This window comes from Kribbella albertanoniae (genome assembly GCF_004348455.1).
Lineage (GTDB): Bacteria > Actinomycetota > Actinomycetes > Propionibacteriales > Kribbellaceae > Kribbella > Kribbella albertanoniae.
On sequence record NZ_SMKA01000084.1, the window covers coordinates 1 to 23,323 of the forward strand.

Below are 23,323 nucleotides of genomic sequence, written 5' to 3' on the forward strand. Positions count from 1 at the left end.
GTGGGGGGCTTCGGGGTGGGCCGGTAGAGCAGAAGGCGCCCGCGGCCGTTCTCGAAGAGCGCGTTGTCGTAGAGACCGCCGGGCGGTCCGTGACCCGCCGGCGGGCCGAGTACCGCGTCGAGTTCGGCCATGGCTCCGGCGTACCAAGCCGGAACGTCGTCCTCGCCGACCTCGTCCTCGACCGCCGCCACGGTCACGGCGGGCTCCGCGCGCAGGTCCACCTGCAGCGGGGCCGGCTCCGGGGACAGCAGACGTCGTAGAGAAACAACCGCCGCGTGGGTGCGGGCCAGCTCGGACTCCAAACGCTGGACGTGTTGAGCAACCAGGGCAGCTCGTTGGTCCGGGTCGGGCGAGCGCAAGATGCGCTGGACGTCGGAGAGTGGAACGTCGAGCTCACGTAGCCGGTGGATGACCTGCGCGATCGGGATCTGGGCACCCGAGTAGTAACGGTAGCCGCTGGAGGCGTCCACCATCTCCGGCTCGAGCAATCCCACCTCGTGGTAGCGCCGCAACGTACGGATGCTGAGGTGTGTCATCCGTGAGAACTCGCCGATCGCCAACATGGCACCAGTCTGGACTCTCTCCCTGGGGGAGAGTCCAGTTCTTGACTCTCGCGCTCTGCGAGCCAGCACGCTCCAACACATGGATACCAACAAGCACACAGAACAGTTGCCCACCACGATCCGCGCCTTTCTGGAGGCCCAGGAGGCCCGCGATGCCGACACCGCCCTCGCCCTTCTCACCCCGCAGGCCGTGATCGCCGACGTCGGGGAGTCCTTCAGCGGCGACAAGGAGCTGCGCCGCTTCATCACCGAAGCAGGAGCCGAGTTCAGCGTGACCAGCGAGATCACCAAGGTCGATCGCGACGGCGAGATCTGGGTGGTCAGCCAGCACCTCGAGGGCGACTTCCCCGGCGGGAAGGCGGACCTGGACTATCGGTTCGCGCTCGAGGGTGAGCGCATTGAGCGGCTCGACATCGTCCTCGGTTGACCCCTCGCCCGGCACTCGTCCGCACGCCCGGCAGTCGTCCGCACGCGCGGCAGGACAGCTACAGATTCGCCCCGACGCCCGCGTTCGTCATCGATGTGGCCGACGACGGATTCGGCTTCCTCAACCGCGAGCAGTTCAAGGCCGGCTTTGCCGCTGACGCCAGCGACAGAGAGGCCGCGTTCATGCGGGACGCGCAGGTCGAGGTCGCAGTCACCAAGGCCGCGTGGCGAAGCAAGCCGAGCTGGGCGGTCATCGCCACAGAGGACAACGCATTCGACCAGGCGATGATCCAGCACATGGTCCAGCGCGCAGGCGCAACAATCACAACGGTCCCAGGCAGCCACGCGGTGTAGGCCACTCAAGCAGAGGTCGTCTCAGAGGTGAGCCTCTCCGCAGCGCAGAACGCGCTGGTCAGGGCGCACGGAGCCGTCCCCCTCGTGCGTGCTCCTGAGCGGTGGCTCGCATGCACAGAGCGGCGGTCGCCGGAACGCCGGGCAGCCACACGAACTTCCGCCGAGCGCCAGTGCCCGTTGAGCACATTCAGCTCGAAGTGGCACCTCAAGCGGTTGGAACAGGCACTACCCATCCATCAACAGCGATACATGACACGTTATAGCGAAGGAGAAGTTCATGAGGACTTGGTTCATCACTGGTGCCACGCCTGGCGGGTTCGGTCTGACCTACGCCGAGGCCGCGCTGGAACTGGGCGATCAAGTGGCCGTGACCGCACGGCGCCCGGCCGAATTGCAGGAGTGGGCCGACCAGTACGGCGACCGGGTGCTGGTTCTCGAGCTCGACGTGACCGACGTAGCTCAGGTACGCGCGGCGGTCAGGACAGCTGAGGAGCGGTTCGGCGGGATCGACGTGCTCGTCAACAACGCCGGCCGAGGCTGGTTCGGTTCCGTCGAGGGAGCTCGGGACGACGTGATCCGCCGCACGTTCGACCTGAACCTGTTCGCGGTGGTCGAGGTGGTGCGCGCGGTGCTGCCGGGCATGCGAGCGCGGGGCGACGGCTGGATCGTGAACATGTCGTCGGTGGCAGGCCTCGTCAGTGCTCAGGGGTTCGGCTATTACGCGGCGGCGAAGTTCGCGCTCGAAGGGCTGTCCGAGGCCTTGCGCGAAGAAGTCGCACCGTTCGGAGTGCGCGTGCTCCTCGTCGAGCCGGGCCCCTTCCGCACCAAGGCGTTCGCCGGCTTCCAGCAGGCGCCCGTGGACGAGATCGTCGAGGCCTACGTGCCGATGATCGAGGGCGTCAAGGCGGCGTTCGTCGACCAGGACGGCAAGCAGGCGGGTGATCCCGCGCGCGGGGTGCAGGCCGTGATCAGCGCGATGAACGCCCCCGTCCCGCCGCAGCGGATCGTGCTCGGCAACTTCGGTTACGACGTCGTCGTCGCCATGCACGAGAACGCCCTCACCGAGCTCCGTCACAACGAGAAGCTCTCGCGGAGCGCGGACTTCTCGTAGCGCGCCCCACCACGTCGACCGAGTAATCAGCGAAGGCCCCGGTCGGGCGGGCGAACCAGCACCCGGCCGACAGCTGAGATGACAACGAAGCCCTCGTGCTCGACCCGTCCCGACCGTTCTGAGGCTGTCGATGACTGGAAGGCCGTGGTCGCCGCGACTGCCAACCATCTGCGGTGGCTGCGGCACGATCTCCGCGCAGCGAGGCTGTACGGCGAGTCCGGCGGACAGTCCGATCGTCCACTGGGGCGTCTGGCTCAAGCTATCGGCGTCGGCGGCGATCTGCTCGCGACCCAGGACGCTGTGAACGCCCGTGTACTGGATGACCCGACGAATCTGACGTCGGCGAGAGCAGAGGTTGCAGCGATTGCGCTGATCGGTGCCGACACGGCGATGAGCAACACACGATCCAGAACTGCCGAGCGCCGCCGCCTGGTGCGAATGCTGGCTGCACTCGAGAAGCTGGCGACGTCGGATGTGCGCCGCGGCGGGTTAGGAGATCTCGGACGGCTGTCCGTCGGCGCACCGGCCGCAGCCGACGACGCCGTCTCGATCATTTCTCGACACGCGGCGCGCTGGGAGCGAGCCGAAGACACGGTCGCGCTGGATGCACTGCTGACCCGCGACTTGCGGGCCGCTACAGCACAGGTGCGAACGATCTGTGGATATGTGTGGCACCTGGCTGACATGGTCGTCGCGTCGCCAGCTACCGAACTGGACGCGCGGCAAGTGCTCGACCTCAATGTCCTCAAGCAGGCCGTTCGAGCGGCAGAGGCCGGTGCCCTGCGAGTCGCGCAGTCTTGGCGACGACGGCTGTCCGACCTGAACGGATTCACCGGAACACCCAGCGAAGCAGCGTTCATGGAACTTCGGGCGGCGCTGGCGCTTGGCGACGCTCTCCGGACGGCATCTGCAGACATTCGGATGGTGCGCGATGCGCGCGACGTATGAGGACCTTCTGCGTGCGCCGGCATGCTGAGCATCCACAGGCTCACGGCCGGCGACGGTTACAAATACCTCCTGCGCCACATCGCTTCGGCCGATATCGACGGACGCATGGCCACCCCGTTGACGGCGTACTACACAGCCTCCGGCTACCCGCCTGGCCGTTGGATGGGGTCCGGACTCGCCGGTCTTGGCGACGGGCAGCTTGTGCCGGGAAGCGAGGCCACCGAGTCACAGATCGAGGCACTCTTCGGCCGCGCCCAGGACCCTCTGACCGGCCGTACGCTCGGGCAGCCGTACCGGGTCTACAAGAGTCCGACAGCACGCATCGACGAGCAGGTCCGTGCCCTCGACCCCGGCCTGAACGAGAGCGATCGACGTACCGCAGTCGACCAGATCCGCAGGACCGAGATGCGGAAGAGGTCGCAGCAAGCAGTCGCCGGCTTCGACCTCACCTTCTCCCCCCGTGAAGTCAGTTTCGGCGCTGTGGGTGACCTCGGACGTCGGTGTGCAGGAGCAGATCATTGCCGCACATCATGAAGCAGTCGACGACATCGTCGACCTTATCGAGCAGCACGCCGCGTTCACTCGAAGTGGCCATGACGGGATCGCCCAGCTCGACACCCGCGGTGTCATCGCCGCCGCCTTCGACCACTGGGACACCCGTGCCGGCGACCCGCAACTCCACACCCACGTCGTCATCGCCAACCGCGTCCAAGGGCCAGACGCCACATGGCGAACTCTCGATGGCCGCGTCCTGTTCCAGTCGGCCGTCGCGATGTCCGAGATCCACAACGTCTTCCTCGCCGACAACCTCAGCCGCCGCCTCGGCGTGAACTGGGAACTCCGCGAACGCGGTTCTCGCCGCAACCCAGCGTTCGAGATCGACGTGATTCCTGACGAACTGATCGCCGAGTTCTCCGCCAGAACCGAACAGATCGAAGCCAACCTCGCAGCTCTACTCCAGCAGCGGGACGACCATCTGCCCAGCCCCACCCGCCGCGAGATGTACGTCCTGCGTCAACAGGCGACCCTCATGAACCGGCCGCCCAAACATCACGCCCGTCCGCTCATGGACCTCATGGCCGAGTGGAAGACGCGCGCAGAACGAGCAGTCGGCGCCGACGTACTCGCCGCAATCCAGCAATCGCTGACAGCCACAGGCGAGCGTCCACTCACGGCTTCCGACTTGAGCCCGGAGACCATCGACGCATACGGCGCGGCAACCGTCCTCACCCTCCAGAACAAGCGCGCCACCTGGACTCGGTGGAACCTGCTCGCCGAGGCAGCACGACAGACGCGCATGCTCAGACTCAGCTCCTCCACCGACCGGTTCGCCGTACTCCAGTCGATCGTCCAACGCGCCGAAGAACACTCGATCAGCCTGACGGCCCCCGAACTCGTCACCGTCCCACTCACCCGCAGCAGCGGAGACAGTGTCTTCACCATCCACAACGGCAAGATCTACACCTCACCAGTCATCCTCGGCGCCGAGTCCGTACTCCTCGATCTAGCCCGCGACGCCGCGGGCCCCAAGATCAATCCGCGCTACATCCCCGGGGACGGCTTGAGCCCAGACACGAGTGACCGGCCTCACAAATCGTCGGTTCGTTTTCCGGACTTACTCGGCTATCGTAGTGGCATTAGCCAGTCCGAAATACAGACCTTCTGGAGTAGTCATGTCATCCGTACTCATCACTGGTGCTTCCAAGGGCATCGGTCGCGCCACGGCCGCCGAGTTCGCCGCCCGGGGATACCACGTGATCGCCACTGCGCGGGATCCGCGCAGCCTGGACGATCTCGACGTGGCTCAGCGCCTTCGGCTCGATGTCACCGACCAGGCCAGCGTCGACGAGGCCGTTGCCGCCGCGGGCGAGGTCGACGTACTGGTCTCGAACGCAGGGGTGATCTTCCTGGGTGCGGTCGAAGCCAGCCCGATCACCGAGATCGAGCGGCTGTTCGCCCAGAACACCTCCGGCGCGATCCGCGTGGCGCAGGCCGTCCTGCCTCAGATGCGGGAGCGCAAGCAAGGGCGGCTCCTCTTCGTATCGAGCGTTGTCGGACGCCTCGTCTTTTCGGGCAACGCCGCCTATTCGGCGAGCAAGTGGGCCCTGGAGGCACTCGCCGAAGCACTGGCCATCGAGACCGCGCCGTTCGGAATCCACACCACTCTGCTCCAGCCGGGCACTGTGAGTTCCGGTGCACTCGACGCGCCGCTGATCTACCGGTTGCCCGAGGACCCCTACACATCGCTGGCAAGCGACAGCATGGACCGCACCGGATCCATCACGCCGGAAGAGGTTGCAGTCGCCATTGCCGACGCCGCCGAGCTCGACATCCCGCCGCTGCGTCTTCCGGTCGGCCAGATGGCGGCCGCAGTCCTCGGTATGCGCAAGGCCGCGCCGGACGACGTTCCCTTCATCCCGGGCGCCTGAAAGCAACTCGGTTGCCTCGATCGAACGACGACGAGCCAACCCGCCGGTGCCACCGGCGGGCGCTTGTCATTCTGTGACCTCTGCCCGAGTGCGACTGATCGACTGCGCGGTTGCCGTCGACCTACTTCTGCACGAACCGTTCGCCCCAGTTGTGGAGCTCGCGCAACACCGGACTGACCGCGAGGCCGGCGTCGGTGAGGAAGTACTCATCCCGGGGCGGGCGCTCGCAGTACCGGCGCCGCTCGATCACGCCGGCAACTTCCAGTTCGCGCAGCCTCGTGGTCAGGGTGTCGCGGGGCGCACCGGTGTTGCTGCGGATGTCATTGAACCGCCGTACGCCGAATCCGATCTCCCGCACAATCAGAAGCGACCAGCGGTCACCCAGGATGCTCAAAGCATCCGCGATCGAGCACACGCGTACCGAACCTGAGCCGTCGAGGCCGGGACCCTGGTCGACTGTTGATTCGTTATTCGGACTCACGATGTTAGTGTAGCTCGCCCAGCGGTGGCGAGCACATGCACTCCCAGCCGATTGGAGGCGGGAGCCTGCCATCTGCGAGGTGGCAACCAGATGCAGATTGCGGAGGCTGGACGTGGTGCTGGCAGCGACGAACCTGGCGACTTTGGCGACCGAAGAGGCGGGCCTGGTTGTCGTGTCGACGCTGCGCGCGGACGGCACACTCCAAGCCTCGGTGGTCAATGCAGGCCTGTTGCCCCATCCGATCACCGGCCGGCTGGTCCTCGGATTCGCCACTTACGGGCAAGTGAAGCTCGCCAATTTGCGGGCACGACCGCAGCTGACCATGACCGCGCGATCGGGCTGGGCGTGGGTGACGGCCGAAGGGATCGCCGAGCTCATCGGCCCGGACGATCCGGTCGCAGGCGTCGGCGCTGAGCGCCTGAGGATGCTTCTACGTGAGGTGTACCTCGCCGCCGGGGGTGAACACGACGATTGGGGACAGTACGACGAGGTGATGGCCGCGCAGCGACGCACGGTCGTCTTGCTAGACCCAGTTCGCGTCTATGGCAGCTGAGTGTCGCCACGCCGGCATCTCACCTGAGTTTGCCGGCGAGGCTCTGGGTAAGCCCGGCAATGAGCAGCTCCAATCCGAAGCTGAACTCGGTTTCCAGAGCCACTGGCAACGAATCGGCCACGGCAACAGTCGCCGGAAAGCGCGTCGGATCCAGGTCATGGAAGGATGCCTTGCGCGGCACTTCTTCGTCTCGGCCGGATGACGGAGTTCCTAGCTGGATGGCGAACCCAAGGACGTAGCGTGCCAGCGTGGCATAGGTCAGAGCGGCCTTCGGCGGCGGGAATCCGCTGTGGAGCAGGACAGCGATACAGCGTTCCCGCAGCGCTAGCGCGTGTGGACCTACTGGGATCTCCTCGGCCAGCAGGGCCGCGGCGTTTGGGTGCCGGCCAAGAACCTCGAACATGCCACGCGCGACAGCCTCACACACCTGCTCCCAGGCCAGCCCGGCAAACTCGTCTTCCTTGAGCTCGACTTCGCCGAACATGTGATCCACCACCTGACCGATCACCTCGGCGCGATTCGCAAAATGGCGATACAAGGTCGCCGTACCGGAGTTCATACGTTGCGCGAGCGTGCGCATCGACAAGGCATCCGCACCCTCTTCGTCGACCAGCCGCAGGGCGGCAGCAACGATCCGGTCTTTGGACAACGGCGGACGACCACGCGGGCGTTTAGGTGTCGGCTGAGCGTCGTCGGCACTCCCTGATGGCGCAGTCACCTGCCCAGTATGGCAAGACTTGACACCCTTCGACAATAACGGCAACACTGTATCCATTATGATGGAATCAGTGGATTCGGAAATGCGCTGTGAGCTTGTGGACGGCATGCAGCTGTCCTACCGGCGTAGCGGGCAAGGTCCTGTGGTGGTCTTGCTGCACGGCAGCGGGTCGTCGCTGGAGGGTGTCGAACGGGTCGCGAGCTTGCTGTCGGCAAGGTTCGATGTCATTCGCCCTGACCTGCCCGGATTCGGCCGCACAGGCCCTCGTCCCGACCGCGACTACACCGTGCAGGCCTACGCCAGCACCGTCGCGCAGTTCCTGGAAAGCCTGGGCCAGAACCGGTATGCCCTGGCGGGGAACTCGCTGGGCGGCAACATCGCCTGGAACCTGGCTCTGGACCATCCCGAACGAGTCACCCGGCTGGTGCTGATCAACGCGACCGGCTATCCGGAAAAGAGCCTGCCCGCAGGCCTGCGACTGGCCCGCAATCCACTGGTCCGGCCGCTACTGCGGAGATGGATGCCGCGCCGGGCCACCAAGCGCAACCTTGAGTCTGCAGTCGGGCCAGGCTCGAAGATCGTGGACGACGCGATGGTCGATCGTGTGCACACGCTGATGAGCCGGCCGGGCAACCGGTCAGCCTTTATCGACTTCGCCAACACCGACCAACCCGACCGCAGCGGAGAGATCCCACGCATCGCAGCACCGACTCTCGTCTTGCGCAGTGCCGGCATCGACGGCCAGAACTTCGCACGAGACATCCCGGGAAGCCAGGAACTGACCAATCCCGACAGCGGTCACCTGCTCCCGGAAGAAGCGCCGGAGTGGGTCGCCGATGCGATCAGAACCTTCCTGACTCCGCAACACACCGACGAGGCGCAATGAAATACTTCATCACCCGGCAAGAAGACCAGCGGCTCGATCCAGCGGCCCGCCCACAGTTGCGCGGCGACTTCGTCGAACTGTCCGACGGGTTCACGCAGTACGAGTTGACCGGCCCGGACGACGGCGAGGTCGTCGTGTTCACCGGTGGCATCACCATCCCGCTGGCCTACTGGGACGAACTCGTGTCGGACCTGCACGCGCAAGGCCTGCGCACGCTCACGTACAGCGGGTACGGCCGTGGCTGTTCTGACCGCCTCCAAACGCCGTACGACGAATCGCTGTTCGTACGGCAACTGGTGGAACTGACGGTGCGTCTCGACCTGCCACGACCTCATCATGTGGTGGGGACCTCGATGGGGGCCCTGGTCGCGATGGCCTACGCCCTGCGTCAGACCGACTCGGTCTCTACGTTGACCGTCGTCGGTCCCGCCGGGCTGCTGCGCCAGCCGCCCTGGCAGAAGGCGCTGCTGCACGCCGGCCCGTTGACCGGGGTCATCGCCAAGAGGCTCGGACACCGACTGCTCGAGGGCCATCTGAGTCACAACGTCCGTGATCCACAACGTGCCGCGGAGCTGACCGAGATGGTCCGGGAGGCATACCGGTACGAGGGCTCGATGTTTGCGTTCTTCTCGACCCTGCAGAACTTTCCGCTGTCCGGGCGTACCGAGTTGTATAGCCGGACCAGCCAACTGGGGATACCGACGCTGCTGGTCTGGGGCGATGACGATCAGGTCACCCCGATCGAAAATCTCGGCCTCGCCCAACAGCTCCTGCAACCAGACCGCACTCACATCATCGAGGAATGCGGGCACATGGCGCCTCTCGAGCGACCCACGGCTGTCGCTGACCACATTGTTTCGTTCCTGACTTCCAGCACGCCGAGAGGATCAACCAATGAGTGACGACACGATCGACGTACTGATCTGCGGTGGCGGTCCAGCAGGGACGGCACTTGCGATCGACCTCGTACGGCGAGGCCTCAAGATCCGCATCATCGACAAGGCAGCCCACTCCTTCGACGGCTCTCGTGCGAAAGGCATCCAACCTCGCACGCTGGAGGTTCTGGAGGACCTCGGCGCCCTCGACGACATTCTGTCCGGTGGAACCCTCTACCCGTTGCTTGGTCTCCACATCGGACCGGTGACTGTTCCGTGGCGGATGATGAAGAAGACCGAACCAACCCATGCCGTTCCCTATGCCAACACCTGGCTGATCCCGCAGTACCGGACCGATGGCGCCCTGCACGCTCAGCTCAACAGCTTGGGCCAGCAGGTCGAGTTCGGCACCGAACTCGTCGCACTCACCCAGGACGATCAGAAGGTCGTCGCCACACTGGCAGCACCCCGCGGCGACGAGAAGGTCGCCGCGCGTTATCTCGTCGGAGCCGACGGTGGGTCGAGCACAGTGCGCAGACAGACCGGTATCGAGTTCACCGGATCGACCGACGAGGCCGACCGGATGCTCATCGTCGACGGCGCCGTCACCGGGCTCAGTCGCGACCGGTGGCATATGTGGCCCCGCCTCGGCGGTCGGTTCATCGGGGCGTGCCCGATCCCGCACAGCGACCTCTTTCAGGTGATGATCCGGCTGTCGCCTGACGAACAGCCGCCCGAAGGCGAAGACCAGATCACCGCCCGGATCCAGAAGCAGACCGGGAACAGCAAGATCACCGTGCGGAACATCCAATGGCGCTCGGTGTTCCGGCCCAACATCCGGCTGGCCGAGAGTTACCGGCGCGGACGGATCTTCCTCGCCGGCGATGCAGCGCACGTCCACACTCCGGCCGGAGCGCAAGGGCTCAACACAGGAATCCAGGACGCCTACAACCTCGGCTGGAAGCTCGCCCAGGTTCTCGCCGGCGCCAACGAGCAGCTCCTGGACAGCTACGAGGCCGAACGGCAACCGATCGCTGCCAAGGTCCTCGGACTGTCCACCGCCAAGTACGAAGGAATCGCCAAGCTGGACCCGTCCAGCATCCGCCGCGGAACCGACGAACAGCAACTCAAACTGACCTACCACGGCGGCCCACTCGCGCCGAACAGCAGCGACAAGACCACGACCCTGACCGTTGGCGACCGCGCCCCTGACGCCAAGCTGCTCGATGCCGAAGGCAACCAGATCAGGCTGTTCGATCTCTACCAGGGACCGCACTTCACCGCACTCGCCTACGGCAACGAAGCCGCCGAAGCCCTCGACCAACTCGACTGGCCAACCACTGGCGCCACCCTGACAAGAGCCGCAATCAACGCCAAGTCAGCGAAATCAGATCACCTACTCACCGACACCCACAACACCATGCAGCGAACCTACGGCATCAGCGGCGACACGCTGCTCCTGATCCGACCAGACGGCTACATCGGCCACATCGCTACCAACAACCTCAAGGACTCCACCCTTCTCGCTGTCGACGCGATGACCCCAGCCCAAACCTGACACGGTCCTCGCCAAGGTCCGGCTCGTCCAGGTCACAGCAGGTGTGCACGACGATCCCGGCGAGCGAGACGTTCGAGTAAGAGGTCGATCTCGACCCGTTCGGCAGCGCCGAGCGACCGGCCGGGAGCCCGTTGCACGTCTGTTGCCAGAAGTCCCCGGCGCTGCAGGACGTACTTGCGGACGGCGAGACCGGTGCCGGGCTGTTGCTCGTAACGGATCAGCGGCAAGTGGGCGTCGAACACGTCGTGCATCTCGGCGAAGTTCTTCTGCCGCCCCAGCCGCACGACATCGACGAGCAACTCAGGAAAGCAGTAGCCGGTCATTGCGCCGTCCGCACCCCGGCGCTGTTCGAAATCCAGGAACAGCCCGCCGTTACCGCACAAGATCGACAGGCGCGGGATCTCACCATTGGCTTCGGCTTCACGCAGAGCACTGATTTTCTCCAAGCCCGGCCAGTCTTCGTGCTTGAGCATGACAACTGACGGCACATCGCGAGCGATACGGCACAGTACTGGGACCGACATGACGACGGAGAACGTCAGGGGGTAATCCTGCAAGACAATCGGCACATCAGAACCGAGCATCTCGGCGGCCTGCATGTAGTAGCCGACGATCTGGTCATCGGTCCGCAACGTCGCTGGCGGCGCGACCATCACCCCGGCCGCACCTCTGGACATTGCCTCATTGGCCAAGGTTCGCATTGAGCCGAACCCGGGTGCAGAAACTCCGACAACGACCGGTAGGTCGGTCTGCCTGATTACGTACCGGATGATCTCGGCGGATTCCAGCTCGGTCAATCTAGGGGCCTCGCCCATCTGCCCCAGAACAGTGAGGCCATCGACACCACGGGCCTGGTAGAAGTCGATCAGGCGGCCCAGCGAATCCAGGTCCACCTCCCCATCGGGCTCGAAGGGAGTCGGAACGATCGCGTAGACGCCGTGGGCGGACCGGCTGAGTAACGTCATGGTCTGGGCACTCCGCTTCAGATGCTGGGGATCAGGCCACCGTCGACCCGCACCAGCGACCCGGTCACATAGGACGCAGGTGCACTGGCCAGGAACGCCACCACTGCGGCGTACTCATCGGGATCGCCGTACCGACCGATAGGGATGGTCGCCGTGCTGTCGTCGGCGACCTGTTCTGCAGTTCGCCCCTCACGGGCCGCCTTACTTTCGTCTAATGCCCGAACACGCCCGGTGGCGATCCGGCCGGGAACAACGATGTTGGCCGTCACACCGCATCGGCCAACCTCGCGGGCCAGCGTCTTGGACCAGCCCACCAGCGACGACCGCAGAGCGTTGGACAGCCCTAAATCGGGGATTGGTGCGATGACTCCGGAGCTCGCACTCGTCACCAGCCGGCCCCAGTTGCGATCGCACATCCCGGGCACGATGCGGTCCGCGATGGCGATGACCGACAGCACCATGGCCTGGAAGTGGCCGGTCCATGCACCGATGGCGGCGCCCAGTACTGGGGTCGGCGGTGGCCCGCCGGTGTTGTTCACCAGAATGTCCACGGGACCGAGTTCGCTCTCGATCTGGTCGACTCTCCCGCCGATGGCGGACAGGTCGCCGAGATCCCATTCCAGCGCGAGGGCGCGCCCGCCGGAGCCGCGGATCGCATCGGCAGTGATCTGCGCGGCGTCGGCGCGCACGTCAGCGACCGCGACCACAGCGCCCTCTGCGGCGAGACGCCGGGCGGCTGCGCTTCCGAGGCCTCCGCCTGCACCGTGTACCAGAGCGACCCGCCCTGCAATGCCCAGATCCATGGAGCTCCTTCCGTTTCCCGATCAGCGAACCGGGTCCTGGCACCCAACGGCAAATATCAATCTCTCGCGTAGGGCATAGCCGTTGCCTATACAGCCACAGGTATAGGCGGCAGCTATGGCTGCCGTTCGTGTTTGGTCTTGGACACCGTCGGAATCACCGCCACAGACTGGCTCGGTCTGCAACAGGAAGCGAGGAGCTGTCGATGTCCGCGATCCCGGACGTGATGAGGGCGGCCGTGCTGGCTGAGCCCGGCCGGATCCGTTTGAGTGAGTTGCCCGTTCCCGAGCCCGGACCCGAGGACGTACTCGTACGGGTTCACCGGGCTTCGCTGTGCGGAACCGATCTCAAGATCCGGAGCCGGGCCTTCTTCGAGGACGGCGGACCTGCCGCCGGAACTTTCGTGCCTGGCCATGAGTACGCCGGCATGGTCGTCGCCGTTGGCTCCACGGTCGACGAGTTTCATGTCGGCGACCGGGTGGTGACCGAAGCACACCGCGGCTGCATGCGGTGCGCCAACTGCCTGGCTGGTGCCTATACCTCGTGCCTGAACAGCGGGCTGCGCGCCAAGGGACACCGCACCCAGGGCATGACCGTCAACGGCGGATTCGCCGACTACGCGGTGAACCACGTGTCAACGCTGCATCAACTGCCAGATCCTGTGAGTTTCGACGCCGGAGTGGTCCTGACGACAGCCGGCACTGTGATGCACGCCTTCAACGTGCTGCACGACTTGCTGGTCGGTGCGCGGGTCGCCGTCCTGGGCCCGGGACCAATCGGCCTGCTCGCCGTCCAGGTCGCGAAAGAACTCGGTGCGGACCTGGTCGCGTTACTGGGAACCCGGGAAGGCCGGTTGAAGCTGGGCCGGGTCGCAGGAGCAGACCTCAGCCTGAACTCGCACGACAGCGACAGTGTGGCGCGGGTGCGTGAGGCCGCCGGTGGCCAAGGTGTCGACATCGTGCTGGAGTGCTCCGGAGCCGGCGCCGCCGTCGACGACGCGCTACGACTGGTCAAACGCGGCGGCCAGGTGGTCTTGGTCGGATTCTTCGGCGAGCCTGTGACCGTCGACCTCAATCGTGCAGTGATGAACGGGGTCACGGTGCACGGCGTCCGTGGGGAAGGCGCCGGCTCCCTCGCCCGCGCAGTCGCGCTCGCCGGTCAGGGACGGCTGGAAACCGCAAGCTTGATCACCCACCATTTCCCTCTGGAAGCTGTGTCGGAAGCCTTCGATACCTACGCCGAGCGCCGCGGCGACGCTATGAAGGTGATGCTCGACATCGTGCCGGACCAGCCTGGCGGCGGGACGTGAGCGCGGAGCAAGCAAGCGTCGAGCGCATGGTGGACATCACCCGCGAACTGCTCGGTTCGCTCAAGCCCGATCAACGGGCCGTGGCTCAGCACGCGCCCCTCAACGATCCAGCTATCGAAGCCGAGCGGGTCCGGTGGTTCTACACGCCCACCGACCATGGAGGCATACCCCTGCGTGAGCTGACTGCTCGGCAGCAGAGCCTGACCATGCAACTGCTCGCTACCGGCCTGACCCGCCATGCCTATGCCACCGTTTGTGTCGTGATGGGGCTGGAAAATGTCCTCGACGAACTGGAGGGGTGGCAGGTCGACTGGGGCCGGGAGCGTGGCCGCGACCCCGGCTTGTACTGGCTCCGTGTCTTCGGCCACCCTGGAGACCCCTTGTGGGGCTGGCGGTTCGGCGGGCACCACCTGTCGGTCAACCTGCTCCTGCGCAGTGGCCGCGTCGCGGCCGTGACGCCGTCATTTCTCGGGGCCGACCCTGCGGCCTCGCCGATGCTGGCCGGGCTGTTGCGGCCGCTCGGCGGCACGGAGGACCTCGCGCGGACCTTGATGCAAGGCTTCTCCACCGCCGAGCGCGCCCAGGCGCTCCTGCATCCCGTAGCGATCTCAGACATCGTGTCGGGTAACCGCCCTCGGGTCGCGGCGGGAGATCAGATGATCCACATGCAACATTTGTTCCGTGGTCCACTGCCGACGCCTCGCCTGGCCGCGCTGGTCGATCGGATCGACGAAAGGGCCGAGGCTGGTTCGGGCTACACCGAAGACGATCACGAACGGCTCGCGCTGACCGCGCAACCACAGGGAATCGCGGCGGTGGACATGACAGTCGAACAGCGCGCCGTGCTGCGCGACCTGATCGCCGCCTACACCGATCGATCACCGGACCCGGTTGCCGAAGCTCACCGCCGGCACTATCTCAGCAACCGCAACCTGGACCTCGTGCACTTTGCCTGGGCAGGAGACATCGCCCGCGGGCAGCCACATTACTACCGGCTCACCGGGCCACGGTTGCTGATCGAGTACGACAACACCCAACGCGACGCCAACCACGCGCATTCGGTCTGGCGAGATCCGAGCGGTGACTTCGGCTTGGACCCGCTGGCCGAACACCGCGGCGCAACTGCCCACTGAACCGCGCAGATGACCCACCTGTGGAAGTCCACAGCGGTCAGCAGGTCAGGGCCCCGCGAGGCAGGTCTGCCTCGGCGACCAGCGGCAATTCCACCGATGTCAGCAGATCGACGAACCGGTTGGCGAGCTGAACCAACGCGCCGCGACCGTAGGCGGTCAGCTCGCGAAAGAGCGGCGGCTCAAGCTCGCGGACGTGCTGGCCCCAGCCGTGCGGAACCGCGTTGACCGGAACGATGGTCATGCCGACCCCCTCGACCGCCAGCCGCAGCGATGCGGCGACCTGGCCGACACGTGCGACCACCCGGGGAGTGAAGCCGAGCGATCGCGCTGCCCAATCCAGCACCTCGGTCATACCCTGCTCGGCTTCGAAGTGGACCCACTTCTCGGCATCGAGTTCGGGCACCGATGCCCGCTTCGAGCGGAAGGGGCCACGGCCGGCGACGACGAGGCTTTCGTACCCCAGGGACACCACGTCGCCGTCCCAGTCACGAGGCCGCGGGCCGATGGCCAAGTCGCCCTGACCGGACCGCATCGCCGCCTCGAGGTCGCGGCGATGCGACACGTCGCGCAACCGCAGCACAGTGGACGGGTGCTCCTCGTACCAGCGCACCACACCCGCCGGGAGCACCCCCGAAGCCACGGACCGAACCGTCAGCACGTGCAGTTCTCCCACCACACCACTCACCAGGTCGGTCACTGACTTTCGTCCTGCAGTCACCGCATCGAGGACCACTCGTGCATGAGGAAGAAACACCCGACCGGCGGCAGTAAGCGCCACACCCTGACGACCGCGCTCCAGCAGCTCTGCACCGAGCTCGTCCTCCAGCGCCTTGATTTGCTGCGACAAAGACGGTTGCGCCACGAGCAACTCCGTCGCCGCCGCACTGAACGAACCGTAGTCGCAAATCGCTGCCAAGTATTCGAGCTGACGTAAGCGCACCTCGCCGACGCTAGCACCATAGATGCCCCCTATACCTCCCGGTCAGATCAGGTAGTGGCCCCCCCTCGCCGCCGGCTCCTGATCCGAAGGATCAGGCCTAGACATCGGCGATCATTGACACAGAACAAATATGGCTACACTGTATCCATTATGGATGACGCCACTGCTAGCATCGATCTCACCGACGCCGGCTCGCAGCTCGTCTGGTCGATGCCACCGGCGAGTTCGCCAAGCTGTACGGATCAAACTCTGAGGCGCTGCTGCTCGTGCGTCCCGATGGCTACATCGCAGCCATCGCCATACCTGATCGACCGAGCACGATCGCTCAGGCCGCGAACGCGCTGCTCCCCGCCACGCATGATGGACCGTCAGTCCCGCACCCAGCAGCCGAGAACGCCGGAGAGTGCCGAATGAGCCGCACGCTGCTGCGCGGTGCCCATGTGATCACCATGGCACCGGATCGACCCGACTGGGAGGATGCCGACGTACTCGTCGAAGGCACCCAGATCGTCGCGGTGGGAACGAACGTCCTCCCCGCCACCAGCCACGGAGCCGACGCCCACGAGGAAGTCGATGTCGTGGACTGCACCGGCCGCATCATCATGCCGGGCCTGGTCAACGCCCACCTACACACGTGGCAGACAGGGCTGCGCTTCATCGGTTCGGACTGGACGTTGTCGCAGTACCTGCAGCACACCCATGGCTCCATCGCCCGGCATTTCCGCCCGGAGGACATGTATATCGGTACCCTCGCCGGCGCGGTGAGCCAGATCGATGGCGGCATCACTACGATCGGGGACTGGTGTCATAACACACCAACTGCCGACCACGCCGATGCCGCGGTCGATGGACTCCTGCAATCCGGTGTCCGTGCGGTTTTCCTCCACGGCACATCACATGCCGCCCCGGCACACCGGCAGCTCCGCGAGATAGATCAACTCCTCGACGGCCCTGTACGCACACACGATCTCCTCACCCTCGGCATGGCCATCCGTGGTCCGCAACTGTCCCCAGCCGCCGCCGCGATCGCCGACTTCCGCGCGGCACACGAGCGCGGCATTGTCGTGTCGATGCACCAAAGCGGCGGAGACCTGAAACCGGCATGGGACGCAGTGCACAAGGCCGGATTGTTCCGACCAGGCACGAACATTGCCCACGGCACCGGCCTCACCGACGAGTGGGTCCGGACCCTCGTCGATGCCGGTGTCACCTTCACGACCACTCCCGAGAACGAACTGGGTCAAGGGCACGGCGCACCGATCACCGCGCAACTGCTTCCGCTCGGCGATGCACCATCCCTGGGGACCGACACCGACTGTGTGGTCGCCGGCGACTTGTTGACCTCCGCCCGGGTCGCGCTCGCCTACCAACGAGGACTCGATCACGACCGCCGCAGGCGAACCCACGGCATCTTCTCGATGGAGCCGACAGTCACCAGCAAGCAAGCACTGAGCTGGGCAACGCTGGAAGGGGCCCGCGCACTCGGGCTGGCCGACCGCGTCGGCCGACTCCAACCGGGCCTGCAGGCCGACCTCATCGTCATCGATACGCGCGCCCCGAACCTGTGGCCCGCACACGACCCCATCGCAGCCGCGCTCTACTCCAGCTTCGGCAACATCGAAGCGGTGATGATCGCCGGCCACTGGCGCAAACGCGAGCACACAATGCTCGCCATCGACCTCGACCGCATCAACGAACAACTGGAACGCTCCAGTGACCACATCGTCGGACAATTCCGCGACCCCGGCCCACTGGGCAGGATGCGGGGCAGAGTCGTCTCCCGCGTGGCCCGTCGGCGTGTGCTCAAGGAACTACACAACCACGTGGCCCCAGGCGAGCAACCCTGAAGCGAAACGAGTCCTCAACGGCCACCTCTCGCCGCGCTGACTGCCACGCTGAGCAGTCAGACATCCGAGCACCCCGCACTGAGAACTCTGGCCCGCGATCCATACGCGGGATCGACCTGTCCAATGGGTCAGCGCTCACCGGATAGGGTGACCCCCGACGTCGGTGAAGTGGACCGAGGATTCCTCGACTCGTCGCCCAGGGCGCGCCATCGACGGTGACCCACCACCGGAAGCGTTACGGCGCCACCAGTACCTGTGACATCTACTTGTCCTTAGTTAGCTACCTGTACAGCGGCGGCCGCCACCTGAGGGTGTGTTTCGCGGCGGGCGGCGATTAGGCCGCTGCCGAGGATGACGTGGCCGATCATGATCGGGTAAATCGCTGAGCGTTCGAACATGCCGATGTTCCACATCCAGCCGCTGAACACGTCGATCATGAAGACCGCGAAGCCGACCAGGCCGGCGATGCCGAGCGCGGTGCTGGCGATGGTGCGGCCACGGCTCAGGCCGATGCGGGAGCCGGTCACACCGACGACGACGGCCATCAGGTTGCCCGCGATCATCACGCCTTGGGCGCCGAAGGTGTGAAACGCGATCAGACCGTTGGCGACGTTCGCGTTGGAGCCCTGGAAGATGCCCACGAGTGAGACACCGATCCCGGCAATGGTGCTGAGAGCAACGATCAGGATCGGGCCGACTCCCTCGCGGACGTCGACGACCAGGGGGACGCCGACGATCAGAAGGACGCCGTACAGGACCCAGCCGGTGTCCATGACCGCACCGAGCGGGGAGTTGCCGACCTGCTGGAAGGCGACCTGGCTCGGGCCGGTCAGGCCGAGGTGGCTGACCCAGTTGTAGAAGGGCGGGTCTTGCCAGGCGGCCGCGGTGATGAACTCGGCAACCCAGGAGATCAGTGGACCGATAAAGATGAGGAGCGCTCCGACGCGGGCCGACGGAGCGGAGCGGAGGATCGTCCTCATCGCAGTGCCATTCCGGGAACGCGCTGGCGGATGGCTTCCATCTCAGCCTCGTCGGAGATGCCCTGCCAGTCGAAGCGCGGTGTGTACGGAGCCTCCAGCGCCCGTACGTCGTCGTCGGTGAGCTCGACATCCAGCGATGCCACAGCCTCGTTGATCTGCTGAATCGAACCGGCTCCGACCAGCGGCGCAGTGACCACCGGCTGGTGCCGCAGCCAGGCGAGTGCGATCTGGGCGCGGCTGACGCCGTATCCCTGCGCGACCTGTCCGACCGCGTCGATGATCGCACGGTTGGACGTCTCCTGGTCCGGTGTGTAGAGCATGTCAGCGAAGGCACCGTCGGTCTCCGAGCGAGCGGTCGAGCTGGCGTCGTCCCAGCCGCGGGCGAGGCGTCCGCGGGCCAGCGGTGACCAGATGATCGTGCCGACGCCTTCGTCCAGGCACAGCGGAATCATCTCCCGCTCCTCCTCACGAGCAAGCAGGTTGTAGTGATCCTGCATCGACACGAACCGCGCCCAGCCGTGCTCCTTCTGCAGGTGCAGCGCCTTCGCGAACTCCCAGGCGTGCATCGACGACGCACCGACGTACCGGACCTTGCCGGACTTCACGAGATCACTGAGCGCCTCCAGCGTCTCCTCCCACGGGGTGGCGTGGTCGTTGCGGTGAATCTGGTACAGGTCGATGTAGTCGGTCCCGAGCCGGCACAGCGAGTGGTCGACCTCGGCCATGATCGCCTTGCGCGACAGGCCGCGACCGTTCGGCCCGGTCCGCATCGGGTGCCGCAGTTTGGTCGCGATCACCACGCTGTCGCGGTCGGTGAAGTCGTTGAGCGCGCAGCCGAGGATCTCCTCACTCGACCCGTTGGAATACATGTTCGCGGTGTCGAAGAAGTTGATTCCCGCCTCGAGCGCGTGCCGGATCAGCGGCCGCGCCTCCGCGTCGCCTTTCGACCACACCGGGTGGCCGCGATCAGGTTGGCCGTACGTCATCGCTCCGATCGCGATCGGGGACACGTCCAGGCCGGTGGTGCCGAGCTTGATGTACTGCATGATGCTCCTCTAAGCTATGTGGAGAGTTCTCCAGATACGTTAATGGAGAGCTCTCCACTTAGCAAGGGGGATGCTCATGGTCCGATCGGACGCTCGCGAGAACCGGGCCCGCATCCTTGAGGCCGCCCGGGAGGCGTTCACCGAGGACGGCGCAACGTCGATGAACCAGGTCGCGCAGCGCGCGGGTGTCGGCGCCGGCACCCTGTACCGCAACTTCCCTACCCGGGAGGCGCTCGTGCTCGCCGTCTACCAAGACGAGGTCGAGCGCATCACCGGAACGGTGCCCGGTCTACTGGCCGGCGGACCGCCACTTGACGCGCTCCGGCTCTGGACCCTCGACCTGGTCGAAGCAATGCGCCGCAAACACGGCCTCGGCGACGCCCTCAGCCCCAGCGCACACCAGACGATCACCGAACAGACCTACGGACCGGTCATCGCCGCCATCACCGAGCTGTTCGACGCCGGTAAGAACGACGGCAGCATCCGAGCCGACGCCGACCCCGGCGACTTCCTCCAACTCACCGGCGCCCTGTGGCGCGCCGCCTCCACCCCGGTAGACCGGGCCCCCCACATGCTCGCCCTCATCCTCGACGGACTCCGCCCCCAGCCGCAGCGGTAAGCGGTCACCAACTGGTCGATGTCTTCGAGGTCAGATAAGGATCGCGCTGTCGCTGGGACCGGATTTGACAAGTTCAGTGAAGTCTTCCTCCTTTGGATGCGGCCTAGCGGGGTTGGAGAAGGGCTGGGTCGACCTTGCAGTATCTGGCCAGGCCGGTACCCGCGGCGGGGAAGTTGGAGGCGGCGGCCTCGTTGCCGATCCGGGCGGCGCCGGCGCTGGAGGCGACCAGGCGGTAGACCTTGAGCAGTGAGTCGACCCAGGTGAGCTTGTCGGCTGGCGCTGCGGGGCGCATTGCTGTCAGGCGCGTGACGAGTTCGGCGGCCCAGGCCTCGACGGACGGCTTCATCTGGTGGTCGTGCGACCATTTGGCCATCGCCCGGTACTGCGTGCAGAAGTCACCCGGGCCTGGAGACTTCCGTGGCGTCGGTGTCGGCTTCGGGACAGGGGTTGGAGTCGGTTTCGGCTGGTGGAAGGAGACGACGACCCTGCCGGTGCCGGAGATCAGGAAGACGCCGTTGACCTGACCCTTGATCGCCGCCTCGAGCTGGTTCAGCATCGGGTCGAAGAGGGGTTTCAGGATCGCGGTCGGGGATCACGCTCAGCAACGACTCGAACGCGGCCTGGACCTGCTTCCTGGCCTCCGAGATCAGGTCGCTGACGTCTGTGCGTTCGATCTTGACCTTCGCCCTGGCCAGCGCGATCACCTGCGTGCCCTGGTCGTCGTTCTCATGACCGGTGACGAAGGGCAGTCGAGCGGTCTTGTTCTTGTCGACCTGCCCGGTCAGGCCGGCCCGCGGAAGGACGGAAATGAGCGGTTCGGTCTGCTCCAGTGTCCAGGTGGCCTTGGCCCCTTCCTTCAGGATCTCCGGGAGCTTCTTGCCGGTCGCTTCCGCGCACTTGACCAACGCCTCGGGCCATTTCGACGTCAGCGAGGTGGCACTGGCCACGAACACACCGGTGACCGGCTGCCCGGCACCGACCGAGAACGGATAGACCCCGGGCTTCTTCGCATCAGCGCGCACGGATGGCCATCGATTCGCGTCTTGGCGCAGTGTTCGCGTCTGCGTCTCACGGAACAGTGACGGAACAGGAGAGGTCTCAAGGCCTGACCGCACGGGATCTGCTGGAGCTGGACGCCGGCCTCCAACTTGGGCTCTGACCTGCGGAAAGACCGCATCTGAGAGGGCCTTGACGAGTGGTCCAGGACCGGGCCTACACCGCCTGGGCCAACATGTTCCAGTACTACGCAGAGAACCACGAAGCCTTCACCGGCAGTCGGAACCTGGACGCCGTACGCGAACTGAACCCCCACCTCCAGTCCTTCGACACCTGGCTCAACCTGCACAAAGACGAACTGAAGGCCGTCGTGAACTGACTTCGTCGATCGGCGCGGCTCGGCCGTCCAGAGCCGCCCGGTCACTCACCTTCCCCCTCGCGACCGTCGTTTGCCGCTCTCCCACGGCATTGTCCGAGGTTGATGAATCGATTCTTCAGGGGCCAGAATGTAAATCGTCGCCCGTCACGCCGGAATTGATGTGACGGATTTCCGCCCCACCCGGACAGAGCGAGATCTCCGGGTTCGACGAAGGAGGATCCATGACCAGATCACGGAAGACGTCGCTGCTCGCGACGGCGTTGGCGCTCGCGCTGACGGTTACCGGAGCGGTGGTGCCGGGCGCGCCCGGCAGCACGGCAGCGCTCGCGTCGACCGGCTCGTCGTCGTTCAGCTTGGCCGACCCAAGCACCCTGCAGGCCAACGACGGCACCTACGTCACCTATGGCACGACCGTCGGCTCCGGTGCCGGACCCCGCTGCGGCGCACCGAGCGGCGTGACCTTGTACGTGCCCTTCCTCAACCACGGATCGGGCGACACGGTCGGCATGTCGGACTGCGCCGCCGGCGACGCACTCCCCTCCGGCCCGGGTTCGTGGGCGGTGGACAACGGCGCTGTCTGGGCGCCTGGTGTGGTGCGGTTCAACGGCACGTACTACATGTACTACACGGCGTCGAAGGCCGGCACCAGCCAGAAATGCATCGGGCTGGCCACCTCCGGCGGAGCCAAGAGCCCCTTTACCAACAAGGGCATCTGGGCCTGCCCCGGCGGCGGCCGGTGGGCCATCGACGCGAACCCGTTCGTTGCCAACGGCAAGCTCTACGTCGCCTATCGGGACGACGCGATCACCTCGTACCCGGAGACCGGCATCTCCATCGTCCAGGTCGGTTCCGACGGCTTCGCCCTCTGGAACACCCGCCGCGACGCCCTGAAGAGCACCGACCTGGTCTGGGACACCGTCAATGACTCCGGCAGCACCCACGTCATCGAGAATCCGTCGATCTTCGTCGGCGGATCCGGGCACTACTATCTGCTGTTCTCCGGCAACAACTGGAACAGTGCCCGGTACTCGACCGGCATCGCCGACTGCGGGCCCAACCCGATCCCGTCCAGCCGTTGCACCCTCTTGAAGGACGGCGCCAACCAGCCGTACTTCGGGTACACAGGCAGCGGAGGGCTCGGGCCGTACCGAGGGCTGCCCGGCAATCACACCGGCCCCGGGGCCATGGCCGCCTTCTACACCGAGGGCAATCGCCGCGCCGTCGTCTGGGCCTGGTACGACACCGCGACCGGCAAGCGACACCCGATCATCGGCGAGCTGAAGCTCGACTCCAACGGGTTCTACGTCGAATGACGGGCGGGCGATCCACCGGCTTGCCCAGCGGCCGCCGGCGTACTCGACGCGATCCGATTCTCCCCTCTGCCCACACCATTCACCTGCCGGGAG

At 65.7% G+C, this 23,323-nt stretch carries 26 protein-coding genes and 1 pseudogene; 17 read left to right on the plus strand and 10 right to left on the minus strand.

Annotation, left to right across the window (positions count from 1 at the left end; translation table 11 throughout):
- Positions 1 to 563, minus strand: a 563-nt coding sequence (locus E1261_RS19370) for a MerR family transcriptional regulator (RefSeq protein ID WP_132408338.1), incomplete at its 3' end; no start/stop codon positions are given.
- Between the two features lie 79 nt (positions 564 to 642).
- Between E1261_RS19370 and E1261_RS19375 the strand changes: the two genes are divergently transcribed.
- From E1261_RS19375 to E1261_RS19405, 7 genes and pseudogenes are all read left to right on the plus strand, one after another.
- The gene (locus tag E1261_RS19375; protein WP_132408340.1) at positions 643 to 990 is read left to right on the plus strand and encodes a nuclear transport factor 2 family protein; all 348 of its coding nucleotides are present in this window, start codon (positions 643 to 645) and stop codon (positions 988 to 990) included.
- The gene (locus tag E1261_RS19380) at positions 987 to 1,343 is read left to right on the plus strand and encodes a hypothetical protein (protein WP_202874841.1); all 357 of its coding nucleotides are present in this window, start codon (positions 987 to 989) and stop codon (positions 1,341 to 1,343) included. The genes E1261_RS19375 and E1261_RS19380 overlap by 4 nt, the downstream gene beginning before the upstream one ends.
- A 277-nt stretch (positions 1,344 to 1,620) precedes the next feature.
- A complete protein-coding gene (locus E1261_RS19385) occupies positions 1,621 to 2,454 on the plus strand; it encodes an SDR family NAD(P)-dependent oxidoreductase (RefSeq protein WP_132408342.1) in 834 nt (277 codons plus the stop codon).
- A gap of 78 nt (positions 2,455 to 2,532) precedes the next feature.
- The gene (locus E1261_RS19390) at positions 2,533 to 3,402 is read left to right on the plus strand and encodes a hypothetical protein (protein WP_132408344.1); all 870 of its coding nucleotides are present in this window, start codon (positions 2,533 to 2,535) and stop codon (positions 3,400 to 3,402) included.
- Positions 3,403 to 3,423: 21 nt separating this feature from the next.
- Positions 3,424 to 3,936, plus strand: coding sequence for a relaxase domain-containing protein (locus E1261_RS19395; protein ID WP_132408346.1), 513 nt, complete (start codon positions 3,424 to 3,426; stop codon positions 3,934 to 3,936).
- A pseudogene (gene mobF, locus E1261_RS47145) lies at positions 3,905 to 4,447 on the plus strand (MobF family relaxase); the annotation flags it as partial. The gene E1261_RS19395 and the pseudogene mobF, both read left to right, overlap by 32 nt.
- Before the next feature lie 628 nt (positions 4,448 to 5,075).
- On the plus strand, positions 5,076 to 5,831 hold the full coding sequence (locus tag E1261_RS19405; RefSeq protein ID WP_132408348.1) for an SDR family NAD(P)-dependent oxidoreductase: 756 nt from the start codon (positions 5,076 to 5,078) through the stop codon (positions 5,829 to 5,831).
- A 121-nt stretch (positions 5,832 to 5,952) separates the two neighbouring features.
- On the opposite strand, the gene E1261_RS19410 is transcribed toward E1261_RS19405, so the two are convergent.
- Positions 5,953 to 6,312: a winged helix-turn-helix transcriptional regulator gene (locus tag E1261_RS19410; RefSeq protein WP_202874843.1), complete on the minus strand. Its 360-nt coding sequence runs from the start codon at positions 6,310 to 6,312 to the stop codon at positions 5,953 to 5,955.
- 112 nt (positions 6,313 to 6,424) lie between these two features.
- Here E1261_RS19410 and E1261_RS19415 point away from each other — a divergent pair, with 112 nt between their 5' ends.
- Complete coding sequence (locus E1261_RS19415; RefSeq protein ID WP_202874845.1) at positions 6,425 to 6,865, plus strand: TIGR03618 family F420-dependent PPOX class oxidoreductase; 441 nt, start codon at positions 6,425 to 6,427, stop codon at positions 6,863 to 6,865.
- Positions 6,866 to 6,884: 19 nt separating this feature from the next.
- On the opposite strand, the gene E1261_RS19420 is transcribed toward E1261_RS19415, so the two are convergent.
- On the minus strand, positions 6,885 to 7,514 hold the full coding sequence (locus E1261_RS19420; RefSeq protein WP_202874847.1) for a TetR/AcrR family transcriptional regulator: 630 nt from the start codon (positions 7,512 to 7,514) through the stop codon (positions 6,885 to 6,887).
- Between the two features lie 88 nt (positions 7,515 to 7,602).
- On the opposite strand from E1261_RS19420, the gene E1261_RS19425 reads away from it, so the two are divergent.
- Genes E1261_RS19425 through E1261_RS19435 form a run of 3 tightly spaced genes read left to right on the plus strand, consistent with a single transcriptional unit; the run spans position 7,603 to position 10,902 of the window.
- On the plus strand, positions 7,603 to 8,469 hold the full coding sequence (locus E1261_RS19425) for an alpha/beta fold hydrolase (protein WP_238176306.1): 867 nt from the start codon (positions 7,603 to 7,605) through the stop codon (positions 8,467 to 8,469).
- On the plus strand, positions 8,466 to 9,371 hold the full coding sequence (locus tag E1261_RS19430) for an alpha/beta fold hydrolase (RefSeq protein WP_132408354.1): 906 nt from the start codon (positions 8,466 to 8,468) through the stop codon (positions 9,369 to 9,371). The genes E1261_RS19425 and E1261_RS19430 overlap by 4 nt, the downstream gene beginning before the upstream one ends.
- Positions 9,364 to 10,902 carry an FAD-dependent oxidoreductase gene (locus E1261_RS19435; RefSeq protein ID WP_132408356.1) on the plus strand — a complete coding sequence of 513 codons (1,539 nt, stop codon included), beginning with the start codon at positions 9,364 to 9,366 and terminating at the stop codon, positions 10,900 to 10,902. Before E1261_RS19430 ends, E1261_RS19435 begins: the two co-directional genes overlap by 8 nt.
- Positions 10,903 to 10,934: 32 nt before the next feature.
- Here the strand turns inward: E1261_RS19435 and E1261_RS19440 are convergent, their stop codons facing one another.
- A complete protein-coding gene (locus E1261_RS19440) occupies positions 10,935 to 11,867 on the minus strand; it encodes a dihydrodipicolinate synthase family protein (RefSeq protein ID WP_132408358.1) in 933 nt (310 codons plus the stop codon).
- 17 nt (positions 11,868 to 11,884) lie between these two features.
- On the minus strand, positions 11,885 to 12,670 hold the full coding sequence (locus E1261_RS19445) for an SDR family oxidoreductase (protein ID WP_132408360.1): 786 nt from the start codon (positions 12,668 to 12,670) through the stop codon (positions 11,885 to 11,887).
- A 203-nt stretch (positions 12,671 to 12,873) separates the two neighbouring features.
- Here E1261_RS19445 and E1261_RS19450 point away from each other — a divergent pair, with 203 nt between their 5' ends.
- Complete coding sequence (locus tag E1261_RS19450; protein WP_132408362.1) at positions 12,874 to 13,977, plus strand: zinc-dependent alcohol dehydrogenase; 1,104 nt, start codon at positions 12,874 to 12,876, stop codon at positions 13,975 to 13,977.
- Entirely contained in the window at positions 13,974 to 15,110 is a 1,137-nt protein-coding gene (locus E1261_RS19455; protein WP_272948593.1) for a DUF3500 domain-containing protein, read from the plus strand. The genes E1261_RS19450 and E1261_RS19455 overlap by 4 nt, the downstream gene beginning before the upstream one ends.
- A 37-nt stretch (positions 15,111 to 15,147) precedes the next feature.
- Here E1261_RS19455 and E1261_RS19460 read toward each other — a convergent pair whose 3' ends face one another.
- Positions 15,148 to 16,050 carry a LysR family transcriptional regulator gene (locus tag E1261_RS19460; RefSeq protein WP_132408366.1) on the minus strand — a complete coding sequence of 301 codons (903 nt, stop codon included), beginning with the start codon at positions 16,048 to 16,050 and terminating at the stop codon, positions 15,148 to 15,150.
- A 410-nt stretch (positions 16,051 to 16,460) separates the two neighbouring features.
- Here E1261_RS19460 and E1261_RS19465 point away from each other — a divergent pair, with 410 nt between their 5' ends.
- Entirely contained in the window at positions 16,461 to 17,897 is a 1,437-nt protein-coding gene (locus E1261_RS19465; protein ID WP_132408368.1) for an amidohydrolase family protein, read from the plus strand.
- Positions 17,898 to 18,169: 272 nt separating this feature from the next.
- Here E1261_RS19465 and E1261_RS19470 read toward each other — a convergent pair whose 3' ends face one another.
- Positions 18,170 to 18,877 (minus strand): DUF998 domain-containing protein, encoded by a 708-nt coding sequence (locus E1261_RS19470; RefSeq protein ID WP_132408370.1) that lies wholly within the window; start codon positions 18,875 to 18,877, stop codon positions 18,170 to 18,172.
- Positions 18,874 to 19,923, minus strand: a complete 1,050-nt coding sequence (locus tag E1261_RS19475) for an aldo/keto reductase (protein WP_132408372.1) — start codon at positions 19,921 to 19,923, stop codon at positions 18,874 to 18,876. The genes E1261_RS19470 and E1261_RS19475 overlap by 4 nt, the downstream gene beginning before the upstream one ends.
- Positions 19,924 to 19,999: 76 nt before the next feature.
- Between E1261_RS19475 and E1261_RS19480 the strand changes: the two genes are divergently transcribed.
- Positions 20,000 to 20,542 (plus strand): TetR/AcrR family transcriptional regulator, encoded by a 543-nt coding sequence (locus E1261_RS19480; protein WP_132408374.1) that lies wholly within the window; start codon positions 20,000 to 20,002, stop codon positions 20,540 to 20,542.
- A 103-nt stretch (positions 20,543 to 20,645) separates the two neighbouring features.
- On the opposite strand, the gene E1261_RS19485 is transcribed toward E1261_RS19480, so the two are convergent.
- Both E1261_RS19485 and E1261_RS19490 read right to left on the minus strand, forming a co-directional pair.
- Positions 20,646 to 20,888, minus strand: coding sequence for a hypothetical protein (locus tag E1261_RS19485; RefSeq protein WP_132408376.1), 243 nt, complete (start codon positions 20,886 to 20,888; stop codon positions 20,646 to 20,648).
- A gap of 49 nt (positions 20,889 to 20,937) precedes the next feature.
- Positions 20,938 to 21,564, minus strand: a complete 627-nt coding sequence (locus tag E1261_RS19490; protein WP_132408378.1) for a hypothetical protein — start codon at positions 21,562 to 21,564, stop codon at positions 20,938 to 20,940.
- Positions 21,565 to 21,737: 173 nt separating this feature from the next.
- On the opposite strand from E1261_RS19490, the gene E1261_RS19495 reads away from it, so the two are divergent.
- On the plus strand, positions 21,738 to 21,917 hold the full coding sequence (locus tag E1261_RS19495) for a hypothetical protein (RefSeq protein WP_132408380.1): 180 nt from the start codon (positions 21,738 to 21,740) through the stop codon (positions 21,915 to 21,917).
- A 221-nt stretch (positions 21,918 to 22,138) separates the two neighbouring features.
- Positions 22,139 to 23,230, plus strand: coding sequence for a family 43 glycosylhydrolase (locus E1261_RS19500; protein WP_132408382.1), 1,092 nt, complete (start codon positions 22,139 to 22,141; stop codon positions 23,228 to 23,230).
- Positions 23,231 to 23,323 lie beyond the last annotated feature (93 nt).

What these genes read in the sequence shown, in the direction of transcription:
- E1261_RS19375 (WP_132408340.1), top strand. Translation starts at nt 643, where the DNA reads ATGGATACCAACAAGCACACAGAACAGTTGCCCACCACGATCCGCGCC.
- E1261_RS19385 (WP_132408342.1), top strand. Translation starts at nt 1,621, where the DNA reads ATGAGGACTTGGTTCATCACTGGTGCCACGCCTGGCGGGTTCGGTCTG.
- E1261_RS19390 (WP_132408344.1), top strand. Translation starts at nt 2,533, where the DNA reads ATGACAACGAAGCCCTCGTGCTCGACCCGTCCCGACCGTTCTGAGGCT.
- E1261_RS19395 (WP_132408346.1), top strand. Translation starts at nt 3,424, where the DNA reads ATGCTGAGCATCCACAGGCTCACGGCCGGCGACGGTTACAAATACCTC.
- E1261_RS19405 (WP_132408348.1), top strand. Translation starts at nt 5,076, where the DNA reads ATGTCATCCGTACTCATCACTGGTGCTTCCAAGGGCATCGGTCGCGCC.
- E1261_RS19430 (WP_132408354.1), top strand. Translation starts at nt 8,466, where the DNA reads ATGAAATACTTCATCACCCGGCAAGAAGACCAGCGGCTCGATCCAGCG.
- E1261_RS19435 (WP_132408356.1), top strand. Translation starts at nt 9,364, where the DNA reads ATGAGTGACGACACGATCGACGTACTGATCTGCGGTGGCGGTCCAGCA.
- E1261_RS19440 (WP_132408358.1), bottom strand. Translation starts at nt 11,867, where the DNA reads ATGACGTTACTCAGCCGGTCCGCCCACGGCGTCTACGCGATCGTTCCG.
- E1261_RS19445 (WP_132408360.1), bottom strand. Translation starts at nt 12,670, where the DNA reads ATGGATCTGGGCATTGCAGGGCGGGTCGCTCTGGTACACGGTGCAGGC.
- E1261_RS19450 (WP_132408362.1), top strand. Translation starts at nt 12,874, where the DNA reads ATGTCCGCGATCCCGGACGTGATGAGGGCGGCCGTGCTGGCTGAGCCC.
- E1261_RS19465 (WP_132408368.1), top strand. Translation starts at nt 16,461, where the DNA reads ATGAGCCGCACGCTGCTGCGCGGTGCCCATGTGATCACCATGGCACCG.
- E1261_RS19470 (WP_132408370.1), bottom strand. Translation starts at nt 18,877, where the DNA reads ATGAGGACGATCCTCCGCTCCGCTCCGTCGGCCCGCGTCGGAGCGCTC.
- E1261_RS19475 (WP_132408372.1), bottom strand. Translation starts at nt 19,923, where the DNA reads ATGCAGTACATCAAGCTCGGCACCACCGGCCTGGACGTGTCCCCGATC.
- E1261_RS19480 (WP_132408374.1), top strand. Translation starts at nt 20,000, where the DNA reads ATGGTCCGATCGGACGCTCGCGAGAACCGGGCCCGCATCCTTGAGGCC.
- E1261_RS19485 (WP_132408376.1), bottom strand. Translation starts at nt 20,888, where the DNA reads ATGAAGCCGTCCGTCGAGGCCTGGGCCGCCGAACTCGTCACGCGCCTG.
- E1261_RS19500 (WP_132408382.1), top strand. Translation starts at nt 22,139, where the DNA reads ATGACCAGATCACGGAAGACGTCGCTGCTCGCGACGGCGTTGGCGCTC.